This window comes from Pseudomonas proteolytica (assembly GCF_007858275.1).
GTDB lineage: Bacteria > Pseudomonadota > Gammaproteobacteria > Pseudomonadales > Pseudomonadaceae > Aquipseudomonas > Aquipseudomonas proteolytica.
Window position 1 is genome coordinate 47,860 of the sequence record NZ_VFEV01000011.1, and the last position, 17,592, is coordinate 65,451.

Below are 17,592 nucleotides of genomic sequence, written 5' to 3' on the forward strand. Positions count from 1 at the left end.
GCGATAGCGTCAGCATATCCACCACCGCCCTACCCTGGTGCACGAAATAACGGTCTCAAACAACAGACTATCTCCCACACGACAGTTCCAGCCCTTTACGACACCCTTTTCCAAGCTGGCATGGCCGCTGCAATGTCCTGAAACATTCCAAACCGTTCAGGGAGCAACACAATGAACACACAACTCAAGCCCACCTTGGGCACTTTGCACCTGTGGGGCATCGCCGTCGGGCTGGTGATCTCGGGCGAGTACTTTGGCTGGAGCTATGGCTGGGGCGTGGCCGGGACGCTGGGCTTCCTGGTGACGTCATTGATGGTCGCCGCCATGTACACCTGTTTCATCTTCAGCTTCACCGAGCTGACCACCGCGATTCCCCATGCCGGCGGGCCGTTTGCCTACAGCCGTCGGGCCTTCGGCGAGAAAGGTGGGTTGATCGCCGGGTTGGCCACCTTGATCGAGTTTGTCTTCGCGCCGCCGGCGATTGCCCTGGCCATTGGCGCCTATCTGAATGTGCAATTCCCGGCACTCGACCCGAAACACGCAGCGGTCGGGGCCTACTTCGTGTTCATGGGCTTGAATATTCTGGGAGTGAAACTCGCCGCGACCTTCGAGTTGGTGGTGTGCGTATTGGCCGTAGCCGAGTTGCTGGTATTTATGGGCGTGGTCGCACCGGCGTTCAGCTTCAGCAACTTCGCCCTCAACGGCTGGGCGGGTTCCGATACGTTTGGTGCGCCGGCGATTGCCGGAATCTTTGCCGCGATCCCCTTCGCCATCTGGTTCTTCCTCGCCATCGAAGGCGCCGCCATGGCCGCCGAAGAAGCCAAGGACCCGAAACGCACGATTCCCAAGGCTTATATCAGCGGCATCCTGACCCTGGTGTTTCTGGCCATGGGCGTGATGTTCTTTGCTGGCGGCGTGGGCGACTGGCGCACCCTGTCGAACATCAACGACCCATTGCCCCAGGCGATGAAGACCGTGGTGGGCGAAAGCTCCGGCTGGCTGCATATGCTGGTGTGGATTGGCCTGTTTGGCCTGGTCGCCAGCTTCCACGGCATCATCCTCGGCTACTCGCGCCAGTTCTTCGCCCTGGCCCGCGCCGGCTACCTGCCCTCCTCTCTGGCCAAGCTGTCACGCTTCCAGACACCCCACCGGGCCATCCTTGCCGGCGGCGTGGTGGGCATCGCCGCGATCTACAGCGACGGCCTGATCAACCTCGGCGGCATGACCCTTACCGCGGCGATGATCACCATGGCGGTGTTCGGCGCCATCGTCATGTACATCATGAGCATGCTCAGCCTGTTCAAGCTGCGTAAGAGCGAACCGCTGCTGGAACGCACTTTCCGCGCACCGGGCTACCCCATCGTGCCGGCGATCGCCCTGATCCTGGCATTGGTCTGCCTGGTCGCCATGGCGTGGTTCAACACCCTGATCGGCCTGATCTTCCTTGGGTTCATGGCCGCAGGCTTCATCTACTTCCAACTGACCGCCCAAGACCGCGCCGACGCACCGGCAGATGCCATGTTGACCGGGCTCTAAACCAGCGAGGCAGAACGGGCCTACAATGGAACGACTGACGAACGCCGTCACTCAAAGCTGATAGTGCCGTGGGGAATCTTCCCCATGGCAGTCAGCCTCAAGGAGAGCCCTATGCCCTGGTATGCCTGGTTGATCATGGTGGTCGCCATCGGTTCGATCGTTGGTGGCTTGATGATGCTGCGTGACAGCGCCAACAAAGTGGAACTGACCGACGAACAACGCAAACGCGTCGCCGAGCGCAATGCTCAGGCTGACGCCAAGGATGCGCAGGATCGCTGAAACCAACGCCCCGTGCTGACCCTTACCGGCAGCACGCCAAGCGAATCGATTGAGATTAGTGCAAATTTGTAATCGGGCCGAGAAACAGCGCCAAACCTTGGTTAATATGGCGCGATGTTACAGAGGGCCCTCTCATGCGCTACTCGCAAAATCACAAAGCTCAAACCCATCAGCGCATCATTAAAGAAGCGTCGGTGCGCTTTCGCCGCGACGGCATCGGCGCCACCGGCCTGCAGCCCCTGATGAAAGCCCTGAACCTGACCCATGGCGGGTTCTACGCCCATTTCAAATCCAAAGACGAACTGGTGGAAAAAGCCCTGCAAGCAGCCTCCGCCGAGCTGGACGCCCATTGTGCGGCGATCTTCAGCCAAGAGCGGCCGCTGGAAGCCTTCATCGATAGCTACTTGTCCGAATGGCACCACACCTCCCCCGACCAAGGCTGCCCGCTGCCCACCATGTCCTCGGAACTGGGGCAACGCGGGCAACAGAGCCCCACCACCGATACAGTCCTCGACGCCCGACTCAAGCAAATCGAAACCGCATTGGGCAGCCCCAGTGCGGACGAACAAAGCCTGGTGATCATGTCGACACTGGTAGGCGCATTGGTGCTGGCGCGTAGTGTCGAAAACCCGCAACTGGCGACACGCATACTCGACGTCGTGCGGCAAAACCTGAAAACCGGGATCAATACAGCCCCTGCTGACGCAAAAAAGGCCGGTCAATGACCGGCCTCCTGCTTTGATTACTTAACCTCCAGCCTGTCGCGATTCTTCTCCAGCAGCGACTTGCCAATCCCCTTCACCTCCAGCAACTCATCCACCGCCGTGAACGATCCATTGGACTCGCGATAAGCGATGATCGCCTTGGCCTTGGCGGCGCCAATACCGAACAGATCGCGGCGCAGGGTTTCAGCGTCTGCTGCGTTAAGGTTGATTTTCGGGGTTGGCTGTTCGCTTCTGTCTGCCTGGGCCGCTACCGACACTGGCGCTTCGGGCTTGGCCGATGGGGCGGCGAAGGCCGCGACTGACAGGCTGGTGAGGACGGCAAAAACCAGGGAGGATAAAACGGATTTACGCATTAGAGACGCTCCATGACATCAGTGGGAAAAGCAGCTTTCCGAAGCTGCTTTTCAAACTTAGGCGATGTGGGGGGATAGTCAAAAATGGGTGAGTTACAATATATGCCAGCCTAAAATATGCGCCTCCAGCGTCAAGGGCCCACCAGGCAAAGGGCTGAACGGGCAAAGCGCAATCAACACCTGCGTGAAAATATCAACGTCTATCTAAACGCCCTGTGTCGGAGCACGCACTGATTGCTTCATCTTGCCAGGTGAATTGGATATCATGGAATTTTTCGAAAAGAAGCGAGCCGGGACGAAATGCGAATGTCGACAGACCTGTACTCTGTAGCGGTAATTGGAACAGGCACTATGGGTAAAGGAATAGTACAGATCCTCGCGCAGTCGAATCAAATCTCGACCGTATTCTGGAAAGGGCGCAGTTTAGCTTCTGTTAATGAATCTCTAGTTGAGTTGGAAAGTCAATGGAGTCGCCAAGTTAAAAAAGGTCGACTCGAAGAATCACTCTCCCACCAATACCGCGAAAAAATAATTACTGTTGACCATTACACTTCCCTGTCTGACTCGAAGCTGATCATTGAAGCTATTGCAGAGAACATGGATGCCAAACAAGCAATATTCACAGAACTCTCGGCCATATCCTCACCCGATATGGTCCTGGCCTCAAACACCTCCTCGCTCTCCATTACCGGCCTTGCCTCGTTGTGCGCTTTTCCTCAAAACGTAGTAGGCCTGCACTTTTTCAATCCGGCGCCGGTCATGAAACTGACTGAAGTCATCGCGGGATTGGCCACTTCAAATGCCACGCTGGATTGGGCGGTCAACTTCTCCAAGGGTTTGGGTAAAGAGCCTGTAATTGTTAACGAAGCTCCAGGATTCATCGTCAATCGGATGTTGATTCCTATGATCAACGAGGCCATTGGTATTCTCGCAGAGGGCGTCGCCACAGCCGAAGAAATAGATAAGGCGATGCGCTACGGCGCCAACCACCCAATAGGCCCGTTGGCACTCGCGGACCTGATCGGCAATGATGTGAATCTCTCGATTATGGAAACGCTGCACAACGAAACAGGCGATCCAAAATATCGCGCCCATGCCTTGTTGAGAAAGATGGTTAGAGCCAATCATCTCGGTAGAAAAACAGGCCAGGGCTTTTACAAATACTAATTCGCAAACAAGGCACTTATTTAATTCAAAGTGCGTTGTCAGAAGGGAGAATTCAATGATACATGCGACCGCAATCGTAAATGACGGTGCGAAGATCGGGAACAATGTCAGTATTGGCCCTTACAGTATTATTCATAAAAATGCCGTTATCGGTGATAACACCGAGATCGGTGCATACTGTGAAATAGGCTTACCGACAAAACTTGCAAATGGACGCCCGCTGATCATTGGTAACGGTGCCGTCATCCGTTCGCATAGCGTATTTTACGAAGGTTCGACTTTTGGTGAAAAACTGGTTACCGGCCATCGAGTCACGATAAGAGAGCTGACAACAGCCGGGGACGGTTTCCAGATTGGCACATTGGGCGATATCCAAGGACATTGCGAGATTGGTGACTATGTCAAATGCCATAGTAATGTCCACATTGGACAGCACTCGACCGTGGGCAATTACGTCTGGATCTTCCCCTATGTGGTACTGACCAACGATCCTCATCCACCGAGCGAAGTGATGGCCGGGGTAACTATCGAAGACTTCGCGGTCATCGCCACCATGTCGGTCATATTGCCTGGTGTGACCGTCAAAAAAGGCGCATTAGTAGGTGCCCATAGCTCCGTGAACAAAGACGTCAATCCAGATGCCGTGGTTGCCGGCTCGCCCGCAAAATTCATTTGCGGCACGGAGAAGATCAAATTGAAGGATGGTTCGGGGAATCACGCCTATCCATGGCGCCGACATTTCCACCGCGGCTATCCAGAGAAAGCTGTCGCTGAGTGGATCAAGGAATTTTCGTAAGCCCCGTTTGATGCGGGCTCATCAGTAAACCTTTTATAGGCTTCACTGATGAGCCAGCCCCCCCTCAAGGCTCCAGGCGACGCTGCTGGTAGATCCAGTCCACGATCTCGCCATCCGGGGCATATCCACTGACCGTATCGCGTAGTAGTTGACGGACCCTGCTGTAGTCGTCCGCATCAACCGCCGCGAGTAACTCTGTCAGCTTCCCTTTGAGTATCTCCCAATCCAGATGATCCTCGTTGGCACTCATGATCATCGGATGCTGGGTGGCCACGACGTTGTCGCCAATCAGCAACTCCTCGTAGAGCTTTTCACCAGGACGCAATCCGGTGAACTCGATGGCGATATCACCATGGGGATTTTTATCCGAGCGAACACTCAGGCCGGACAGGTGAATCATCTTCTCTGCCAGCTCGACAATTCTCACCGGTTCGCCCATATCAAGCACGAATACATCCCCGCCCTGCCCCATTGAGCCTGCCTGGATCACTAACTGTGCCGCCTCAGGTATGGTCATGAAGTAACGCGTGATCTTTGGATGAGTGACTGTTAGTGGCCCGCCTGACTTGATCTGCTTGTGAAACAACGGAATAACCGAGCCAGAAGAGCCCAGCACATTGCCAAAACGAACCATGGTAAAGCGAGTCTTATTGACGCGAGAAATGTTGGCCTTGTCGCCAAACAATACCGGTGCCAGCTCACGGCTCAACGCCTGCAGCGTCAACTCGGCCAGGCGCTTGGTACTGCCCATGACATTAGTCGGGCGCACGGCCTTGTCCGTGGAGATCAGCACAAAGTTAGAGACCCCCGCCTGAAGCGCCGCTTGGGCGGTATTCAATGTACCGATGACATTGTTCAGGACGCCTTCGGCGATGTTGTGCTCAACCATCGGCACATGTTTGTAAGCTGCCGCGTGGTAGACCGTATCAACATGCCAGGTCTTCATCACGTCGAACAATTTTACCTGGTTTCGTACCGAGCCCAGGATGGGTAGCAAACGGACAGGCAGCGACTCACGGGTGACACGCTGCTCCAGCTCCGACAAAATACTGTAAAGATTAAACTCACTGTGCTCGAACAACAGCAAGGTAGTAGGACGCAACGCCAGGATCTGCCGGCAAAGCTCTGAACCAATAGAACCACCTGCCCCCGTCACCAGGACGCTCTGCCCCTTGATGCAATGCTCCAGCAGGTCACCCTGGGCAGGCACTGCATCACGCCCCAGCAAGTCGGCAATGTCTACTTCCTGAATGTCATCGACCTTCACCCGGCCACTGGCAAGATCCATAAAGCCCGGCACGCTACGCACGTGCAACGGAAACCCTTCCAGCAGGCCAAGAATCTCGCGACGTCGAGCACGATTGGACGACGGAATGGCCAACAGGATTTCCTGGGCCCCAGTGGCATCGATCATCTGTTGAATATGCTTGGGTTTAAACACCTGAAGGCCGGAGATGACGCGATCAGAGATGCTGCTGTCGTCATCGATAAACGCCACCGGGCGCATGACTCGCCCCATACGAAGCGCCGCAACCAGTTGATTGCCGGCAGCACCTGCACCGTAGATCGCAACCTTGGTCAGGCCATCATCGCGACTGGTAAACGGTACATGCTGGGCAGCTGCAAACCAATCCCCCAGAAAGTACTGGCGCATGGCTAGGCGTAATCCACCAATCATGATCAGACTGAGCCACCAGTAGTTGAACACGATAGAACGTGGCACCACATTTTCGTGGTTGCTGTACCAATAGACGACAACCCCCAGAATCAACGCCGACAGGCTGACAGCCTTGATAATCGCGATGAGTGCATCGTTGCCGAAGTAGCGCATCACGGCGCGATACATGCCAAAACGGATAAACAGCGGGATGGAAACAATTGGCGCACTGATGAACAGCCAAGAATGCAGTACGACGGGGTTGACCAACTCATCGATCCCTAGACGAACAACAAACGCCATCCAGAGGGCGAGCCAGACCAGAATGATGTCGGCAATGACCTGGAGAATGCGCTTTTGCCTGCGAGGGAGGTTCAGCAGGAATGTTCGTAATTTATCCATGTTTTTCTGACGACCTTACTACTCACAATTAAATTAAAACTCTCAACGAGCAGCTACCGCCCGTCGCTTCTGCGAACGTCATGCCGCACGGATTGAAACTAAAGCTTTTGGTTTCATTCACGAAGCTACCTGATCATACAGGTTATGCCGGAATGAGAAGAAAAAAGCGGTCAATACCGTCCTTGCCAGAGCATCTACTCACGCATACCCGCATTATATTTTACGGCCAATAACAGCAATGGCACATAAGCGATTACTAAGCCCAGAGAGCCATCCAGTCCCAGTAACGTAACGCAGAGAGCCAGAGGGAAAAGCCAGACAACGTTGATGACACCAATAGACACCGTTACCGGCAGGTGCTTTCCAAATTGGCGTGAGGCAAATTGATATGCATGGCTACGATGAGCCTCATAGACCTTGTCTCCCCGGGCCAGTCGCCTAGCCAAGGTAAAGGTAGCGTCTACAACAAATACTCCCAACATGATTAACCAAGCGAAAAAAAACTCACTGCCAATCCAGGCTGCCTGTATAGAAAATCCGCCCAGAACAATGCCGAGAAATCCGCTCCCTGCATCCCCCATGAAAATTCGGGCAGGTGGGAAGTTCCAATATAAGAATCCTGCAACGGCCATGGCTAATAAAAGAGGAGACCATATCAACGTTTCATAGCCACTAAAAAAATAAATCAGCGACAAACCGACGCACGCACAAATAGCCTCTAGACTGGCGATGCCATCTATTCCGTCCATGAAATTATAAAGATTCAGCATCCAAACCAAGTAAAATGCGCCAATTAAATGGCCAAACCATCCAAGGTTCAAAGAAAAGCCAAAAACTGTAATTGGGGGCAACCCTTGCATCCAGAAAAGTGCCCAGCCGGCAGCGACAAAATGACCCAACAGCCTCCAACGCGCAGCTATATGACCGTGATCGTCCATAAAACCAATCACTGCGATCAGTAGACCCGCCCCTAAGAGCGCGACACTTTCAGCAATGGACACCCATTGCAGGAGTGCCAACACGAATAGCGAAAATGCATACGTGAGTACAATTGCTACCCCGCCTCCTCTGGGCGTTGGTACCGTATGAGAGCTACGAGCATTAGGAATATCAATGATGCTACGACGCAGTGCATATCGGCGCAGTACGGCTGTCAGTAACAGGGACACAAGCGCGACAAGGGGAAAGATGTACCAATACGTCATTAAATTTGCTCACTAAGGTAATGTTGCGCAGTTGCATTGAGCCCTTCTTGAAGGGTAACGACTGACGCCCAGCCCAATAGTTGCCGGCTTTTTGTAATATCCACTTGCAGCGAACCACACAGTCGCTGGGATAGCGCCTTGCGACCCAGCAAAGTGGCCCCTAACACCAACAACCACTCAGGAACCGGGATGAGTCTGGCAGGTGACCCCAAGGCCTCGCCTAATCGAATTAACAATTGAGTGGTGGATACATCCTCACCATCACTGATCAAAAACGTCTGGTTAGCAGCGGCTGGATGAGATACGCAGGTCAGAATAAAACTGACCAAGTTATCTAATGCCACAAGACTTCGCTGGTTGCTAATAGCACCAAAGGGCAACGGAACGCCCTTTTTCAACCACCTCATCATATTCGCAAAATTAGCCTTCACACCCGGCCCATAAACCAGCACGGGGCGGACAATGACTACCTCAAGACCTGTTTGCGCTGCAAGTTCTCTGAGCGCATCTTCGGCCTCCATTTTTGAGATACCATAAGGATCAACAGGCAAAGGATTATCGGTTTCACTGTATGGCCTGCCGAAAGCCGTCTGCTCACCGTTGACCTTGACCGAACTGACGAAAATAAAACGTTTCGCCCCAGCTGCAACAGCGCTACGGGCTAATTGTAGCGTGTGGCCCACATTCACTCTGCGAAACGCTTCGAGAGGATCAGACTCTGTATCATTCATGACGTGCACGCGTGATGCCAGGTGTACAACAACGTCAAGACCCCGCATAGCCGGGTGCTCCGCTGTCACAGTGGAAAAGTCAGAGAGCTGCACGTAATCAACATCAGTCGCCAAAACATCGGGCATAGTGCGGACAAGAGCACGTGTGTTGTAATTTGAATGGCCCTGTAACTGTCGAATCAGTTGGCGCCCGACGAAACCACTACTGCCAGTAATCAATAGCTGGGTTTTCATTTTTTTTGCCTCAACAACGCCAACATCAGACACAGCCCACCGAAAACAAATTTATCTCGTAGCCGTCTACGGCACTTACAGGCACTGCCTGCTAGACAGAGCAGCTCCCATCGCCCCAGTCCGATCCAGCGCCGAACAAAAGGGTCATTTTCCATGCCGACCATGCGGGAAATCAGCGCAGCCTGATTTAGCCACCAGCCATCAAAAACCTGAGATAACCGTTTTTTAAATGCTTTAGCACCGCTATTCACACCAACCTGGTTACCCCCGTGCTGGCGATAGCGCATATACGGCTGGGCATCAATCACCCATTTAAAGCCGTGTGAACGACTGTAGGCGTAACAATACCAATCATGTAGGGTGACATTCTGCACCTGCGCCAAGCGACTATTGATATCTCGCTGAAGCTCGGCAAACAACGCTTGGGTAAAGATATACGTGCACCCAGGACCTGCCGCTTCAAACAAATGATCAAATGCCACCTGTGGCTGAGCCTTCACGATGATCGACTCACGGCCATCAGGCCAAAATGCAGTGACATTACCTGAGTAGCCGTCAGACTTTTGCTCAAGCATAAACCTGGTCGCACTGATCAGCTTGTTTGGAAGCCAGATATCATCCTGATCGGCAAATGAGAAGTAATCAAAGTCGTCGACCGGCGCTTCGCTTATCAAACGAAAGAAATTTCGAGCCGCACCTCCAAATTTCTCTCCGTGGGCCAGCGTTTTTACCCTTGAGTCACGCTGGCACAACTGATCGACCCAATTCTCAGTGCCATCATCAGAGCGGTCTACGCTGATCAGCAATGAAACAGAGACCTCCTCTTGGTTCAGGATCGTATTGACCTGTTCAGAAATCCAACGCATACCATTGTAAGCCGCGAGCAAAACCAAAATACGTGGTTGCATAACTTTCTACCTTTAATACTTAACCCACGTATTGGAACGAGGGAACTCAATCACAGCTAAATATTAACGCAGTGGGCCAAGTTTTTTTTGCCAGCCATGGAGCGCGCCGCGCAACATCATCTTCAGAGACTGGATTTTGTTTTTGTCGATCAATAGGTTGGCGAAGAAACGCAGGACCAAAGCCAACAACAGGCGTTTTTTCCAACACGTTGGCATATGGTTCATCCGACACACCGCAACTGTGGCACGGAAGAAGAAATATCGGCGCACCGGGGAATATCGAAGAAAACTCAACCCAAAAAGCTTGACAGGTGGCGCATCGGATAAAGCATGCCCCATCTCAACATTCAAACACCCGTAAAGTGCATACCCTTGATCTCTAACCCGAAAACACCACTCAGAATCGGTAAAGTCGACAAACAAACCTTCGTCGTATCGATGTCCTTCAATCCAGGCCTGTGTACTGATGTACATGCCAGAAGTAATCAAAATATCAACATTTACCAAACCATTCTCATCATCAGAATGAAACACGGGTTTAATAACGCCATTGACAGACTGATAAAACGGAAAATTAACTTTCTTCCCGTCCCGACGGTCAAAAAAAGCCGGGCTGACGGCAATACAACGTGGATCTTTTAATTTTGCTTGAGCCATTGCCGTGCCTAGCTTCGCGATTAACTGAGGTTCGGCATGACTGTCTTGATCAAAGGTAACTACGTAGTCCACACCGGCATTAACAGCCAATTCGAAACCTTTATTCAAGGCCGCCCCGAGCCCCTTATTGCCCTCCATATCCACATAAACGAGGGACTGTCGCTCGACAGGAGCGGCCATCAGTACGTTTGATGAGGCTCCATTATCAAGAAAAATCAACACATCCACCTGCGAACCAAGCGAAATCAAAAGCCTGTCCAGGACGTCTATTTCCGGCATATAGCCGACCACTACCGCAGCAACTTTAGCCACTTCCACCTCTAACATAAACTCACTTACCGCTAAAATAGGAGGTCGGCTCCTCAGCCAGCCCATGAAATTGCGTCCAGGTTAATTAGAGGGTTCTCCCCTAAATAACTGATATTCGTAAAAACGTAACCCAACGCAAAGATGGTCAAAAGCTTATAGAGCCAACTGAACCGCAGATGTGCGAGGGATAAAGCTAACAACGCAAAAAAAAGTGAAATATCCGCAACCCTGATGGCCGCAGCCGGCATCTTGCCCATTGCCAGATAAAACGACAACAAAGCCATCGAATAATAAGCAAGACTCTTCGGCAGTGGCTGGCGACAAAACTGGATATAGATAAATGTAAATACTATAAACAAGTTCTTCAAAGAGAACGGCTTAAAATCCTCTTTGTACACATCGGCAGCATAGCGCTGATAGTAAGGCGCATACTCAAGCCCTAGAAAAATCACTAAAGCCACTCCTATGACAATAGGGTATTTCAATGAACCAAAAAAACGCTGAACTAGCCAAAAGGCGACGATCAAAAAACTAACGTTATGCAAAAGCACAGCAAGTAAAAAATAAAAAACCGAATTAATTTTACGATCTTCAAGAATAGCCAAGGCAACAACTGCTATTGCCGCCGCATTACGAATTTGCGTCAATTCCCAGACCGGGAAAAACACAAGAAAATAGACAACACCAAAAAATAGCCCTTCACGAACACTGCGATAACTTTCTAACCGCTGAAAAAACTTAAACTTTGCATACAACGCAATAAAAGCATATGTATACAACACCCCCAAAAAACCAATCCCTATCTGCTCAAAAAAAATCGTAATCAGCTTATAACCAACTTCAACCGCTGGAGGATAACCAGCAAGAATATTATCGTAGTACTCCAAGTAGGTCTGATAATCGTAATCCAACCCCATGGGACGCAAGGCAATCAATAATGAGGCTATTGCAACAAAAACAAATGCGACAATGGCACCCGGAGTTGTCACCCTCCACCGCCCATCAAAATACATTCGACGAACAGGCTCATTGATTGATGGCTTCAACCGAATACTCTCCGTACCAACTTACTTAACATTCGCCCTGTATAACTGAAAACATAGGAGGCAAGATAATATACAAAGTATGACTTAGCACCCATTGATACATTCTTAAAAAGGCTTAGACCATCATTGAAACGACCTAATCGAACAGCGCCTAAAAAATGCATCGCCAGTACTTTCCCCAGCGCTTTTGAATAAATCTCAGCAGGCGCCAAAAAATCCAGCATTTGCTTGATTATAAAAAATTGTCGAGACACATTTTTGTAAGCATTGGCACCATGTTGCCTATACTTCACCACTTTTTGTGCCGGCACATACAAAAAGTCATGATTTAGCAATGGAAATTTAGTAAACATTTTGATGAACATTGAATAGTCATCTAGAACAATTCGCGGATCCCACCCCCCCACCTCTTTCAAGCCAGCACACCTAAACACCGTCGACTGCAGAAGAATGGGCTGCGGGTAGTTCAAATACAGTGCACTCGCTCGCGAAGAAGCACTCATAGAAAAAAACTGTTCGTGCAACTCACCATAAACAGGGATATTTACATCTGGGTCATCGCTAGCAAAGCTTACCCCGCCACCGATGCAGAACATCGCATCAGGATGGTCTTCCAATTGCTGAATACAGGCTGTAATTCCCTCGTAACAAAGAATATCGTCCGATGCGACAAAATAAATAAATTCAGTTTTTGCTCTTTCAAGCCCAAGAGCCAAAGATGAAACAACACCGCCATTTTCCTTGACCACAAAAGTAACATTTCCTGGATTTTTCTCTTGAAGAAACTGTTCTATTTTCAATCTGGTTGCATCAGTGGATCCATCATCAACAATTATAATTTCCGTTCCCGGCAGATCAACCGAACATGCAGCCTCAAGCCCCTCAATGACATAGTGTTCGTGGTTGTAAGCAGGAATAACAATCGTCAGCATCTAGTACACCTTATTCAACTGCAGAGGATGAAGAGCTGCGCATCATTCTAAAATACCCTGCCACGCACGCGATCATGACGAACCAATAAAGTGCATAATTCAGCGCATACGCCATCACCACGCCCTCCAAGCCAACTTGACGAACAAAAAACCACGCAAATAGCACATAGGACGCAGAAAAAACAATTTCCGTAACGATGTAGGTCTTGTACATCGCCTTGCCCAAGAGTAAATAAGCAAGAATCCAACTACCGATTTTCAGCGTATCTCCCACCATTTGCCAAGCAAACAGCTCACGGACTGGAGAAAAGTCTGTGGTGAACAATAAAAATATTATCAGGTCGCGAGCAACGTACATCGCGACACCAGCTAAAACAGCAACAGGCAGAATAATCTTGTAGCCTTGCTTAATTTCGAAAATCAATTCTTTAGCCGTACGGAGTTCAGACAGTCGTGGTAAATAGTAAACAGCCAGCGTTGTGGTCACCAACAGAAGATAGGCCGCACTGAGCCTTAGCATTGCCTCCCAATAACCTGCAGCATCCCATCCAAGCATTGAAACAATATCATTTCGAATAAGTATCGTACTAATGGGCATACAGATAGCAGAGGTCAATGCCATGGCAGTGAATTTCGCCAACCGCAATGCAACCGCACGGTCTACAGCACCAAAGAATAATCCAACTTTAAACCATACTGTTTTCCTGCAGAGGACAACGGTAACCAGGAAACTTAAGGATTGATATACCGCAAGAGCAACCAACGCGCCATAAAGCCCAAAGTAGATCGCCATTATCGAGGTAACTATCAATGAAAAGAGGCTTCCTCCTATATTTGCAAATACATAAAGAACAATTTCCTTCCGTCCATTCAATACTGCGAGCAGTAAAGTATTAAAACTAAAAAATATTAACGTAGCGGCAAAACAAAGAAACACGCCAGAGAACTCAGCATCCCCAAGAACCCACAACGCCAACTCTTTACTAAGCAATGCTATCAACAGCGAAGCAATTGTTGCACCTACCAGTACAATAGTACCGGAGGTCCTCCATAAAGCATGTAGTCGGTACTCGTCCCCGGAATACTCTGCTGTATATTTAGTCACACCATTATTGATGGCACCGCTGGCAAACGTGGTCAGCATCTGTACGACGTTCTGAAACTGACCGATTGCTGCATAACCACCAGGTCCGACGTATACAGCCAGTAACTTATTCAGCCCCAGCAACGTCAACATTTTTATGGCAACGGCGATGCCATTCAAAAGGCTGGTTTTAACAAGATTCATCAGTTTCTACCGAAACTGTTACACGCCGAGACAATAACCTGCGCCTCCGCCATCGACAGCGTAGGGCCAATCGGCAAACTTAATATACGTTGATGTATACGTTCCGCGACAGGATAGGAATGACCAGCAAGCTCTGAATATGCTTGTTGCTGATGAGGCGGAATTGGATAGTGGATCAATGTTTGTATGCCATGCTCCGCAAGATGTTTTTGAAGCTCATCTCGCTGATCGCACAAGACCGTATAAACATGCCACACATGACTGGAGTTGCTTGACGCATCAAACTCTGACGCGACAGGCAAAGAAATAAGAGGATTCGTGATTGTCGCAGAATACAACTGTGCAATTTCACGACGATAAGCGGTTTGTGCATCCAGATACTTAAGTTTGACCGAGAGGCAAGCCGCTTGAACTTCATCAAGCCGACTATTTACACCGCGATAAGTATTCTTGTACTTCTCATACGATCCATAATTACCCAACGCCCGGATCGTAACGGCCAACTTATCATCATTGGTTGTAACGGCACCCGCGTCACCTAAAGCGCCGAGATTTTTTCCTGGATAAAAGCTGAATCCCGATGCATCCCCCCAGCTGCCAGCCTTTTTCCCATCAATATGGGCACCGTGAGCCTGTGCTGAATCCTCCAGCACCAATAGGCCATGTCGCTTGGCAACGGCCATAATCTTGGGCATATCAGCCATTCGACCATAAAGGTGAACAGGAAGAATAGCTTTGGTCTTCTTCGTGATGGCAGACTCGACTGCCATCGGACAGAGATTCCGTGTGTCGGGATCCGGCTCGACCAGCACAGGAACCAGTCCATTTTCAGAAATAGCCAGGACACTGGCGATATAGGTATTGGATGGAACAATGATTTCGTCCCCCTCACTCATGTAGCCAAGCTCTTTCCACGCTCTGATAACCAATACCAAAGCATCGAGACCGTTAGCCACACCGATGCAATGTCGAGTGCCGCAATAGGCTGCAAATTCGCGTTCGAATATCTGAAGTTCAGTTCCGCCGATATACCAACCAGAGTCAACAACACGAGTGCAAGCAGCGACCAACTCATCACGGCAAAGGCTGTTTATATCTTTTAACTCTAAAAACTTTATCATTTTTGCAATTACCTGATCATTTCGGCCAAACAACAGACTAAAAACCAACCCACTCATTAGCTCGTAATCTTCATGCGCTCTATTACACTCGAGAGTTTAGTTCGACTTGGCCAGCAACTTAAAGTCAGAATAACTACGAATGTAGTCTTGCTCATCGTAGAGTTCGCTCGCCAAGACAAGCAGGACACAATCAGGGCTGAAATGATGCATTTCACGCCAAATCATCTTCCTGATGAGAATCGCTTTAACAGGAGAGTCCAGCCAGACCTCCTCCTGATTGACCCCATCATCCAATTTCATGAGGCATCGACCAGATATGCAAACCGCAACCTGCATCAGCTCTTTGTGAGCATGAAAACCACGAGCAACGTCTTCCCGGGTTTGGGTAAGGTAATAAACGCGCTTGATTGCGAAAGGAATATTCTTGTTATTCTCCAGAGCGATCAGTTGCCCTCGCTCATCCCCCCTCGATTCAATATCTAAAATCTCGATCAAACTCATTGCTGCGCCTCCAGAAAGGCATCCAACCCTGGTGCGCTATCGTCTTTTTCACTGACGAGGTAGTCTCCAGCATTAGGCCAATCAATATTCAGCGCCGGATCACTCCAATGAAGCGCTCCCTCGGAATCCTTAGCATAGTAATCGGTGGTCTTGTACAGAAAATGAGTGTCGTCCTCTAGCGAGACAAAGCCATGTGCGAACCCTTCTGGGATCCAGAGCATATGGTTGTTGGTAGTATTCAGATGCACGCCGACCCATTTCAAATAGGTGCTGGACTCAGGCCGAATATCCACCGCCACATCAAATGCAGCACCCCGTACCACACGCACTAGCTTGCCCTGGGCATGCGGCGCACGCTGGAAGTGCAAGCCCCTCAGCACGCCCTTTGCTGAGCAGGAGTGATTATCCTGAACAAACGCTCGTGGGATCGGCAGCCCTAGCTCTTTAAGCGCTGTATGAAACCGCTCTTCGTTAAAGCTTTCCATAAACCAGCCGCGATCATCGACAAAAACCTTTGGTTCAATGATTACAACGTCAAGAATAGCAGTCTGAATCAGTTTCATGCCTTTGAAGCCTCTTCCAGAAGTTTCTGCAAGTACTGGCCATAGCCTGTCTTTTTCAGTTTTTCCGCCTGAACACCTAGCTGCTCCGAAGTGATCCAACCTTTATGGAACGCAATTTCCTCGAGGCAGGCGACTTTAAGCCCCTGGCGGTGCTCAATGGTATGGACGAAATGACTCGCCTCCAAGAGCGACTCGTGAGTACCAGTGTCCAGCCAGGCAAAACCACGGCCCAGCATCTCTACAGTTAATGACTTGTCGTCCAGATAGGCACGATTGACGTCCGTGATCTCAAGCTCGCCACGCGGCGATGGCTTGATGCTCTTAGCAATGTCCACCACTCGGTTATCGTAGAAGTACAAGCCTGTAACTGCGTAGTTAGACTTCGGTTTCGTTGGTTTTTCTTCGATGCTCAATGCCCGACCAGTGGCATCGAACTCAACCACACCAAAACGCTCAGGATCCGATACGTGATAGCCAAAGACTGTCGCACCGGATGTCTGGGACATGGCGGAGCGTAAGTTATCGGAAAAGTGCTGGCCGTAGAAAATATTGTCGCCAAGGATCAGGCAGCAAGGATCATCACCAATAAACTCTTCGCCAATCAGGAAGGCCTGGGCCAATCCGTCCGGACTGGGTTGCTCGGCATAGCTGAGCTGGATGCCGTACTGGCTGCCGTCTCCCAGGAGCTTTTTAAAGCAAGGCAGATCTTCAGGTGTCGAGATGATCAAGATTTCGCGCATGCCAGCGAGCATCAACACCGACAACGGATAAAAAATCATCGGTTTGTCGAAAATAGGCAACATTTGCTTGGATACACCCAGAGTCAGTGGGTGCAAACGCGTCCCGGAGCCGCCGGCGAGGATGATGCCTTTGCGTTTGATGTCCGTCATATCTTTAGAACTTCCTTAAATATCTGCATTACACCAATGCCAACACACGGGTTGGCGGGTGAAAAATAGCGCGTAGCTTCTCGGTATTGAGCCACAATTTCAATGCCTGTGGCCGGCAATCCGAAATCGCCAATATAAAAATCTCGTTTTTTCCGGACAGAGCTCTCCCCTGCGGAGGCCTCCTGCGCAACGTAGTCAACGCTCCACGCGGGAAAATAACCGCCCTGGCAAGGTTGATCGACTCGCGTGATTATGAGCCATCCGCCGCAGGACGCTGCCGTTTTTTACATGA

At 50.4% G+C, this 17,592-nt stretch carries 18 protein-coding genes; 5 read left to right on the forward strand and 13 right to left on the reverse strand.

All coding sequences use genetic code 11. The annotated features are described in order from the left end of the window. The first annotated feature begins 171 nt into the window (after positions 1 to 171). The 3 genes from eat (at position 172) to FIV38_RS10185 (ending at position 2,540) form a co-directional block, all read left to right on the forward strand. The gene (eat, locus tag FIV38_RS10175) at positions 172 to 1,536 is read left to right on the forward strand and encodes an ethanolamine permease (RefSeq protein ID WP_092235173.1); all 1,365 of its coding nucleotides are present in this window, start codon (positions 172 to 174) and stop codon (positions 1,534 to 1,536) included. 111 nt (positions 1,537 to 1,647) lie between these two features. After that, positions 1,648 to 1,815, forward strand: a complete 168-nt coding sequence (locus FIV38_RS10180; protein ID WP_003172675.1) for a DUF2897 family protein — start codon at positions 1,648 to 1,650, stop codon at positions 1,813 to 1,815. Positions 1,816 to 1,949: 134 nt separating this feature from the next. After that, positions 1,950 to 2,540 (forward strand): TetR/AcrR family transcriptional regulator, encoded by a 591-nt coding sequence (locus tag FIV38_RS10185; protein ID WP_029298636.1) that lies wholly within the window; start codon positions 1,950 to 1,952, stop codon positions 2,538 to 2,540. A gap of 17 nt (positions 2,541 to 2,557) precedes the next feature. Here FIV38_RS10185 and FIV38_RS10190 read toward each other — a convergent pair whose 3' ends face one another. Then, positions 2,558 to 2,893, reverse strand: a complete 336-nt coding sequence (locus tag FIV38_RS10190) for a ComEA family DNA-binding protein (RefSeq protein ID WP_092235166.1) — start codon at positions 2,891 to 2,893, stop codon at positions 2,558 to 2,560. A gap of 306 nt (positions 2,894 to 3,199) precedes the next feature. Here FIV38_RS10190 and FIV38_RS10195 point away from each other — a divergent pair, with 306 nt between their 5' ends. Further along, positions 3,200 to 4,060 (forward strand): 3-hydroxyacyl-CoA dehydrogenase family protein, encoded by an 861-nt coding sequence (locus FIV38_RS10195; RefSeq protein WP_092237380.1) that lies wholly within the window; start codon positions 3,200 to 3,202, stop codon positions 4,058 to 4,060. Between the two features lie 55 nt (positions 4,061 to 4,115). Beyond that, complete coding sequence (locus FIV38_RS10200; protein WP_092235163.1) at positions 4,116 to 4,856, forward strand: acyltransferase; 741 nt, start codon at positions 4,116 to 4,118, stop codon at positions 4,854 to 4,856. A gap of 64 nt (positions 4,857 to 4,920) precedes the next feature. Here the strand turns inward: FIV38_RS10200 and FIV38_RS10205 are convergent, their stop codons facing one another. The 12 genes from FIV38_RS10205 to rfbA form a co-directional block, all read right to left on the reverse strand. Further along, positions 4,921 to 6,915: a polysaccharide biosynthesis protein gene (locus tag FIV38_RS10205; RefSeq protein WP_092235159.1), complete on the reverse strand. Its 1,995-nt coding sequence runs from the start codon at positions 6,913 to 6,915 to the stop codon at positions 4,921 to 4,923. Positions 6,916 to 7,109: 194 nt separating this feature from the next. After that, entirely contained in the window at positions 7,110 to 8,120 is a 1,011-nt protein-coding gene (locus tag FIV38_RS10210) for an MraY family glycosyltransferase (protein WP_092235156.1), read from the reverse strand. Beyond that, positions 8,120 to 9,085 carry a UDP-glucose 4-epimerase family protein gene (locus FIV38_RS10215; RefSeq protein ID WP_092235153.1) on the reverse strand — a complete coding sequence of 322 codons (966 nt, stop codon included), beginning with the start codon at positions 9,083 to 9,085 and terminating at the stop codon, positions 8,120 to 8,122. Before FIV38_RS10215 ends, FIV38_RS10210 begins: the two co-directional genes overlap by 1 nt. Next, positions 9,082 to 9,993: a glycosyltransferase gene (locus FIV38_RS10220; RefSeq protein WP_092235150.1), complete on the reverse strand. Its 912-nt coding sequence runs from the start codon at positions 9,991 to 9,993 to the stop codon at positions 9,082 to 9,084. The genes FIV38_RS10215 and FIV38_RS10220 overlap by 4 nt, the downstream gene beginning before the upstream one ends. Before the next feature lie 63 nt (positions 9,994 to 10,056). After that, positions 10,057 to 10,977, reverse strand: a complete 921-nt coding sequence (locus FIV38_RS10225; RefSeq protein ID WP_158682884.1) for a glycosyltransferase family 2 protein — start codon at positions 10,975 to 10,977, stop codon at positions 10,057 to 10,059. Between the two features lie 35 nt (positions 10,978 to 11,012). Next, on the reverse strand, positions 11,013 to 12,005 hold the full coding sequence (locus FIV38_RS10230) for an EpsG family protein (protein ID WP_139273563.1): 993 nt from the start codon (positions 12,003 to 12,005) through the stop codon (positions 11,013 to 11,015). Continuing rightward, on the reverse strand, positions 12,002 to 12,937 hold the full coding sequence (locus tag FIV38_RS10235; protein WP_092235142.1) for a glycosyltransferase family A protein: 936 nt from the start codon (positions 12,935 to 12,937) through the stop codon (positions 12,002 to 12,004). The genes FIV38_RS10230 and FIV38_RS10235 overlap by 4 nt, the downstream gene beginning before the upstream one ends. 10 nt (positions 12,938 to 12,947) lie before the next feature. Beyond that, positions 12,948 to 14,225 carry an O-antigen translocase gene (locus FIV38_RS10240; RefSeq protein ID WP_092235139.1) on the reverse strand — a complete coding sequence of 426 codons (1,278 nt, stop codon included), beginning with the start codon at positions 14,223 to 14,225 and terminating at the stop codon, positions 12,948 to 12,950. After that, a complete protein-coding gene (locus FIV38_RS10245) occupies positions 14,225 to 15,346 on the reverse strand; it encodes a DegT/DnrJ/EryC1/StrS family aminotransferase (RefSeq protein ID WP_092237377.1) in 1,122 nt (373 codons plus the stop codon). Before FIV38_RS10245 ends, FIV38_RS10240 begins: the two co-directional genes overlap by 1 nt. 96 nt (positions 15,347 to 15,442) lie before the next feature. After that, a complete protein-coding gene (locus tag FIV38_RS10250) occupies positions 15,443 to 15,847 on the reverse strand; it encodes a sugar 3,4-ketoisomerase (RefSeq protein ID WP_092235136.1) in 405 nt (134 codons plus the stop codon). After that, positions 15,844 to 16,410, reverse strand: a complete 567-nt coding sequence (gene rfbC / locus FIV38_RS10255; RefSeq protein WP_092235133.1) for a dTDP-4-dehydrorhamnose 3,5-epimerase — start codon at positions 16,408 to 16,410, stop codon at positions 15,844 to 15,846. Before rfbC ends, FIV38_RS10250 begins: the two co-directional genes overlap by 4 nt. Further along, complete coding sequence (gene rfbA / locus FIV38_RS10260; protein ID WP_092235130.1) at positions 16,407 to 17,300, reverse strand: glucose-1-phosphate thymidylyltransferase RfbA; 894 nt, start codon at positions 17,298 to 17,300, stop codon at positions 16,407 to 16,409. Before rfbA ends, rfbC begins: the two co-directional genes overlap by 4 nt. Positions 17,301 to 17,592: the final 292 nt, after the last annotated feature.

Excerpts from the sequence above, each read along its gene's own strand:
- FIV38_RS10220 (WP_092235150.1), bottom strand. The coding sequence starts at position 9,993 with ATGCAACCACGTATTTTGGTTTTGCTCGCGGCTTACAATGGTATGCGT.
- FIV38_RS10195 (WP_092237380.1), top strand. The coding sequence starts at position 3,200 with ATGTCGACAGACCTGTACTCTGTAGCGGTAATTGGAACAGGCACTATG.
- FIV38_RS10180 (WP_003172675.1), top strand. The coding sequence starts at position 1,648 with ATGCCCTGGTATGCCTGGTTGATCATGGTGGTCGCCATCGGTTCGATC.
- FIV38_RS10210 (WP_092235156.1), bottom strand. The coding sequence starts at position 8,120 with ATGACGTATTGGTACATCTTTCCCCTTGTCGCGCTTGTGTCCCTGTTA.
- FIV38_RS10190 (WP_092235166.1), bottom strand. The coding sequence starts at position 2,893 with ATGCGTAAATCCGTTTTATCCTCCCTGGTTTTTGCCGTCCTCACCAGC.
- rfbA (WP_092235130.1), bottom strand. The coding sequence starts at position 17,300 with ATGACGGACATCAAACGCAAAGGCATCATCCTCGCCGGCGGCTCCGGG.
- rfbC (WP_092235133.1), bottom strand. The coding sequence starts at position 16,410 with ATGAAACTGATTCAGACTGCTATTCTTGACGTTGTAATCATTGAACCA.
- eat (WP_092235173.1), top strand. The coding sequence starts at position 172 with ATGAACACACAACTCAAGCCCACCTTGGGCACTTTGCACCTGTGGGGC.
- FIV38_RS10235 (WP_092235142.1), bottom strand. The coding sequence starts at position 12,937 with ATGCTGACGATTGTTATTCCTGCTTACAACCACGAACACTATGTCATT.
- FIV38_RS10200 (WP_092235163.1), top strand. The coding sequence starts at position 4,116 with ATGATACATGCGACCGCAATCGTAAATGACGGTGCGAAGATCGGGAAC.
- FIV38_RS10245 (WP_092237377.1), bottom strand. The coding sequence starts at position 15,346 with ATGATAAAGTTTTTAGAGTTAAAAGATATAAACAGCCTTTGCCGTGAT.
- FIV38_RS10250 (WP_092235136.1), bottom strand. The coding sequence starts at position 15,847 with ATGAGTTTGATCGAGATTTTAGATATTGAATCGAGGGGGGATGAGCGA.
- FIV38_RS10225 (WP_158682884.1), bottom strand. The coding sequence starts at position 10,977 with ATGTTAGAGGTGGAAGTGGCTAAAGTTGCTGCGGTAGTGGTCGGCTAT.
- FIV38_RS10185 (WP_029298636.1), top strand. The coding sequence starts at position 1,950 with ATGCGCTACTCGCAAAATCACAAAGCTCAAACCCATCAGCGCATCATT.
- FIV38_RS10240 (WP_092235139.1), bottom strand. The coding sequence starts at position 14,225 with ATGAATCTTGTTAAAACCAGCCTTTTGAATGGCATCGCCGTTGCCATA.
- FIV38_RS10215 (WP_092235153.1), bottom strand. The coding sequence starts at position 9,085 with ATGAAAACCCAGCTATTGATTACTGGCAGTAGTGGTTTCGTCGGGCGC.
- FIV38_RS10205 (WP_092235159.1), bottom strand. The coding sequence starts at position 6,915 with ATGGATAAATTACGAACATTCCTGCTGAACCTCCCTCGCAGGCAAAAG.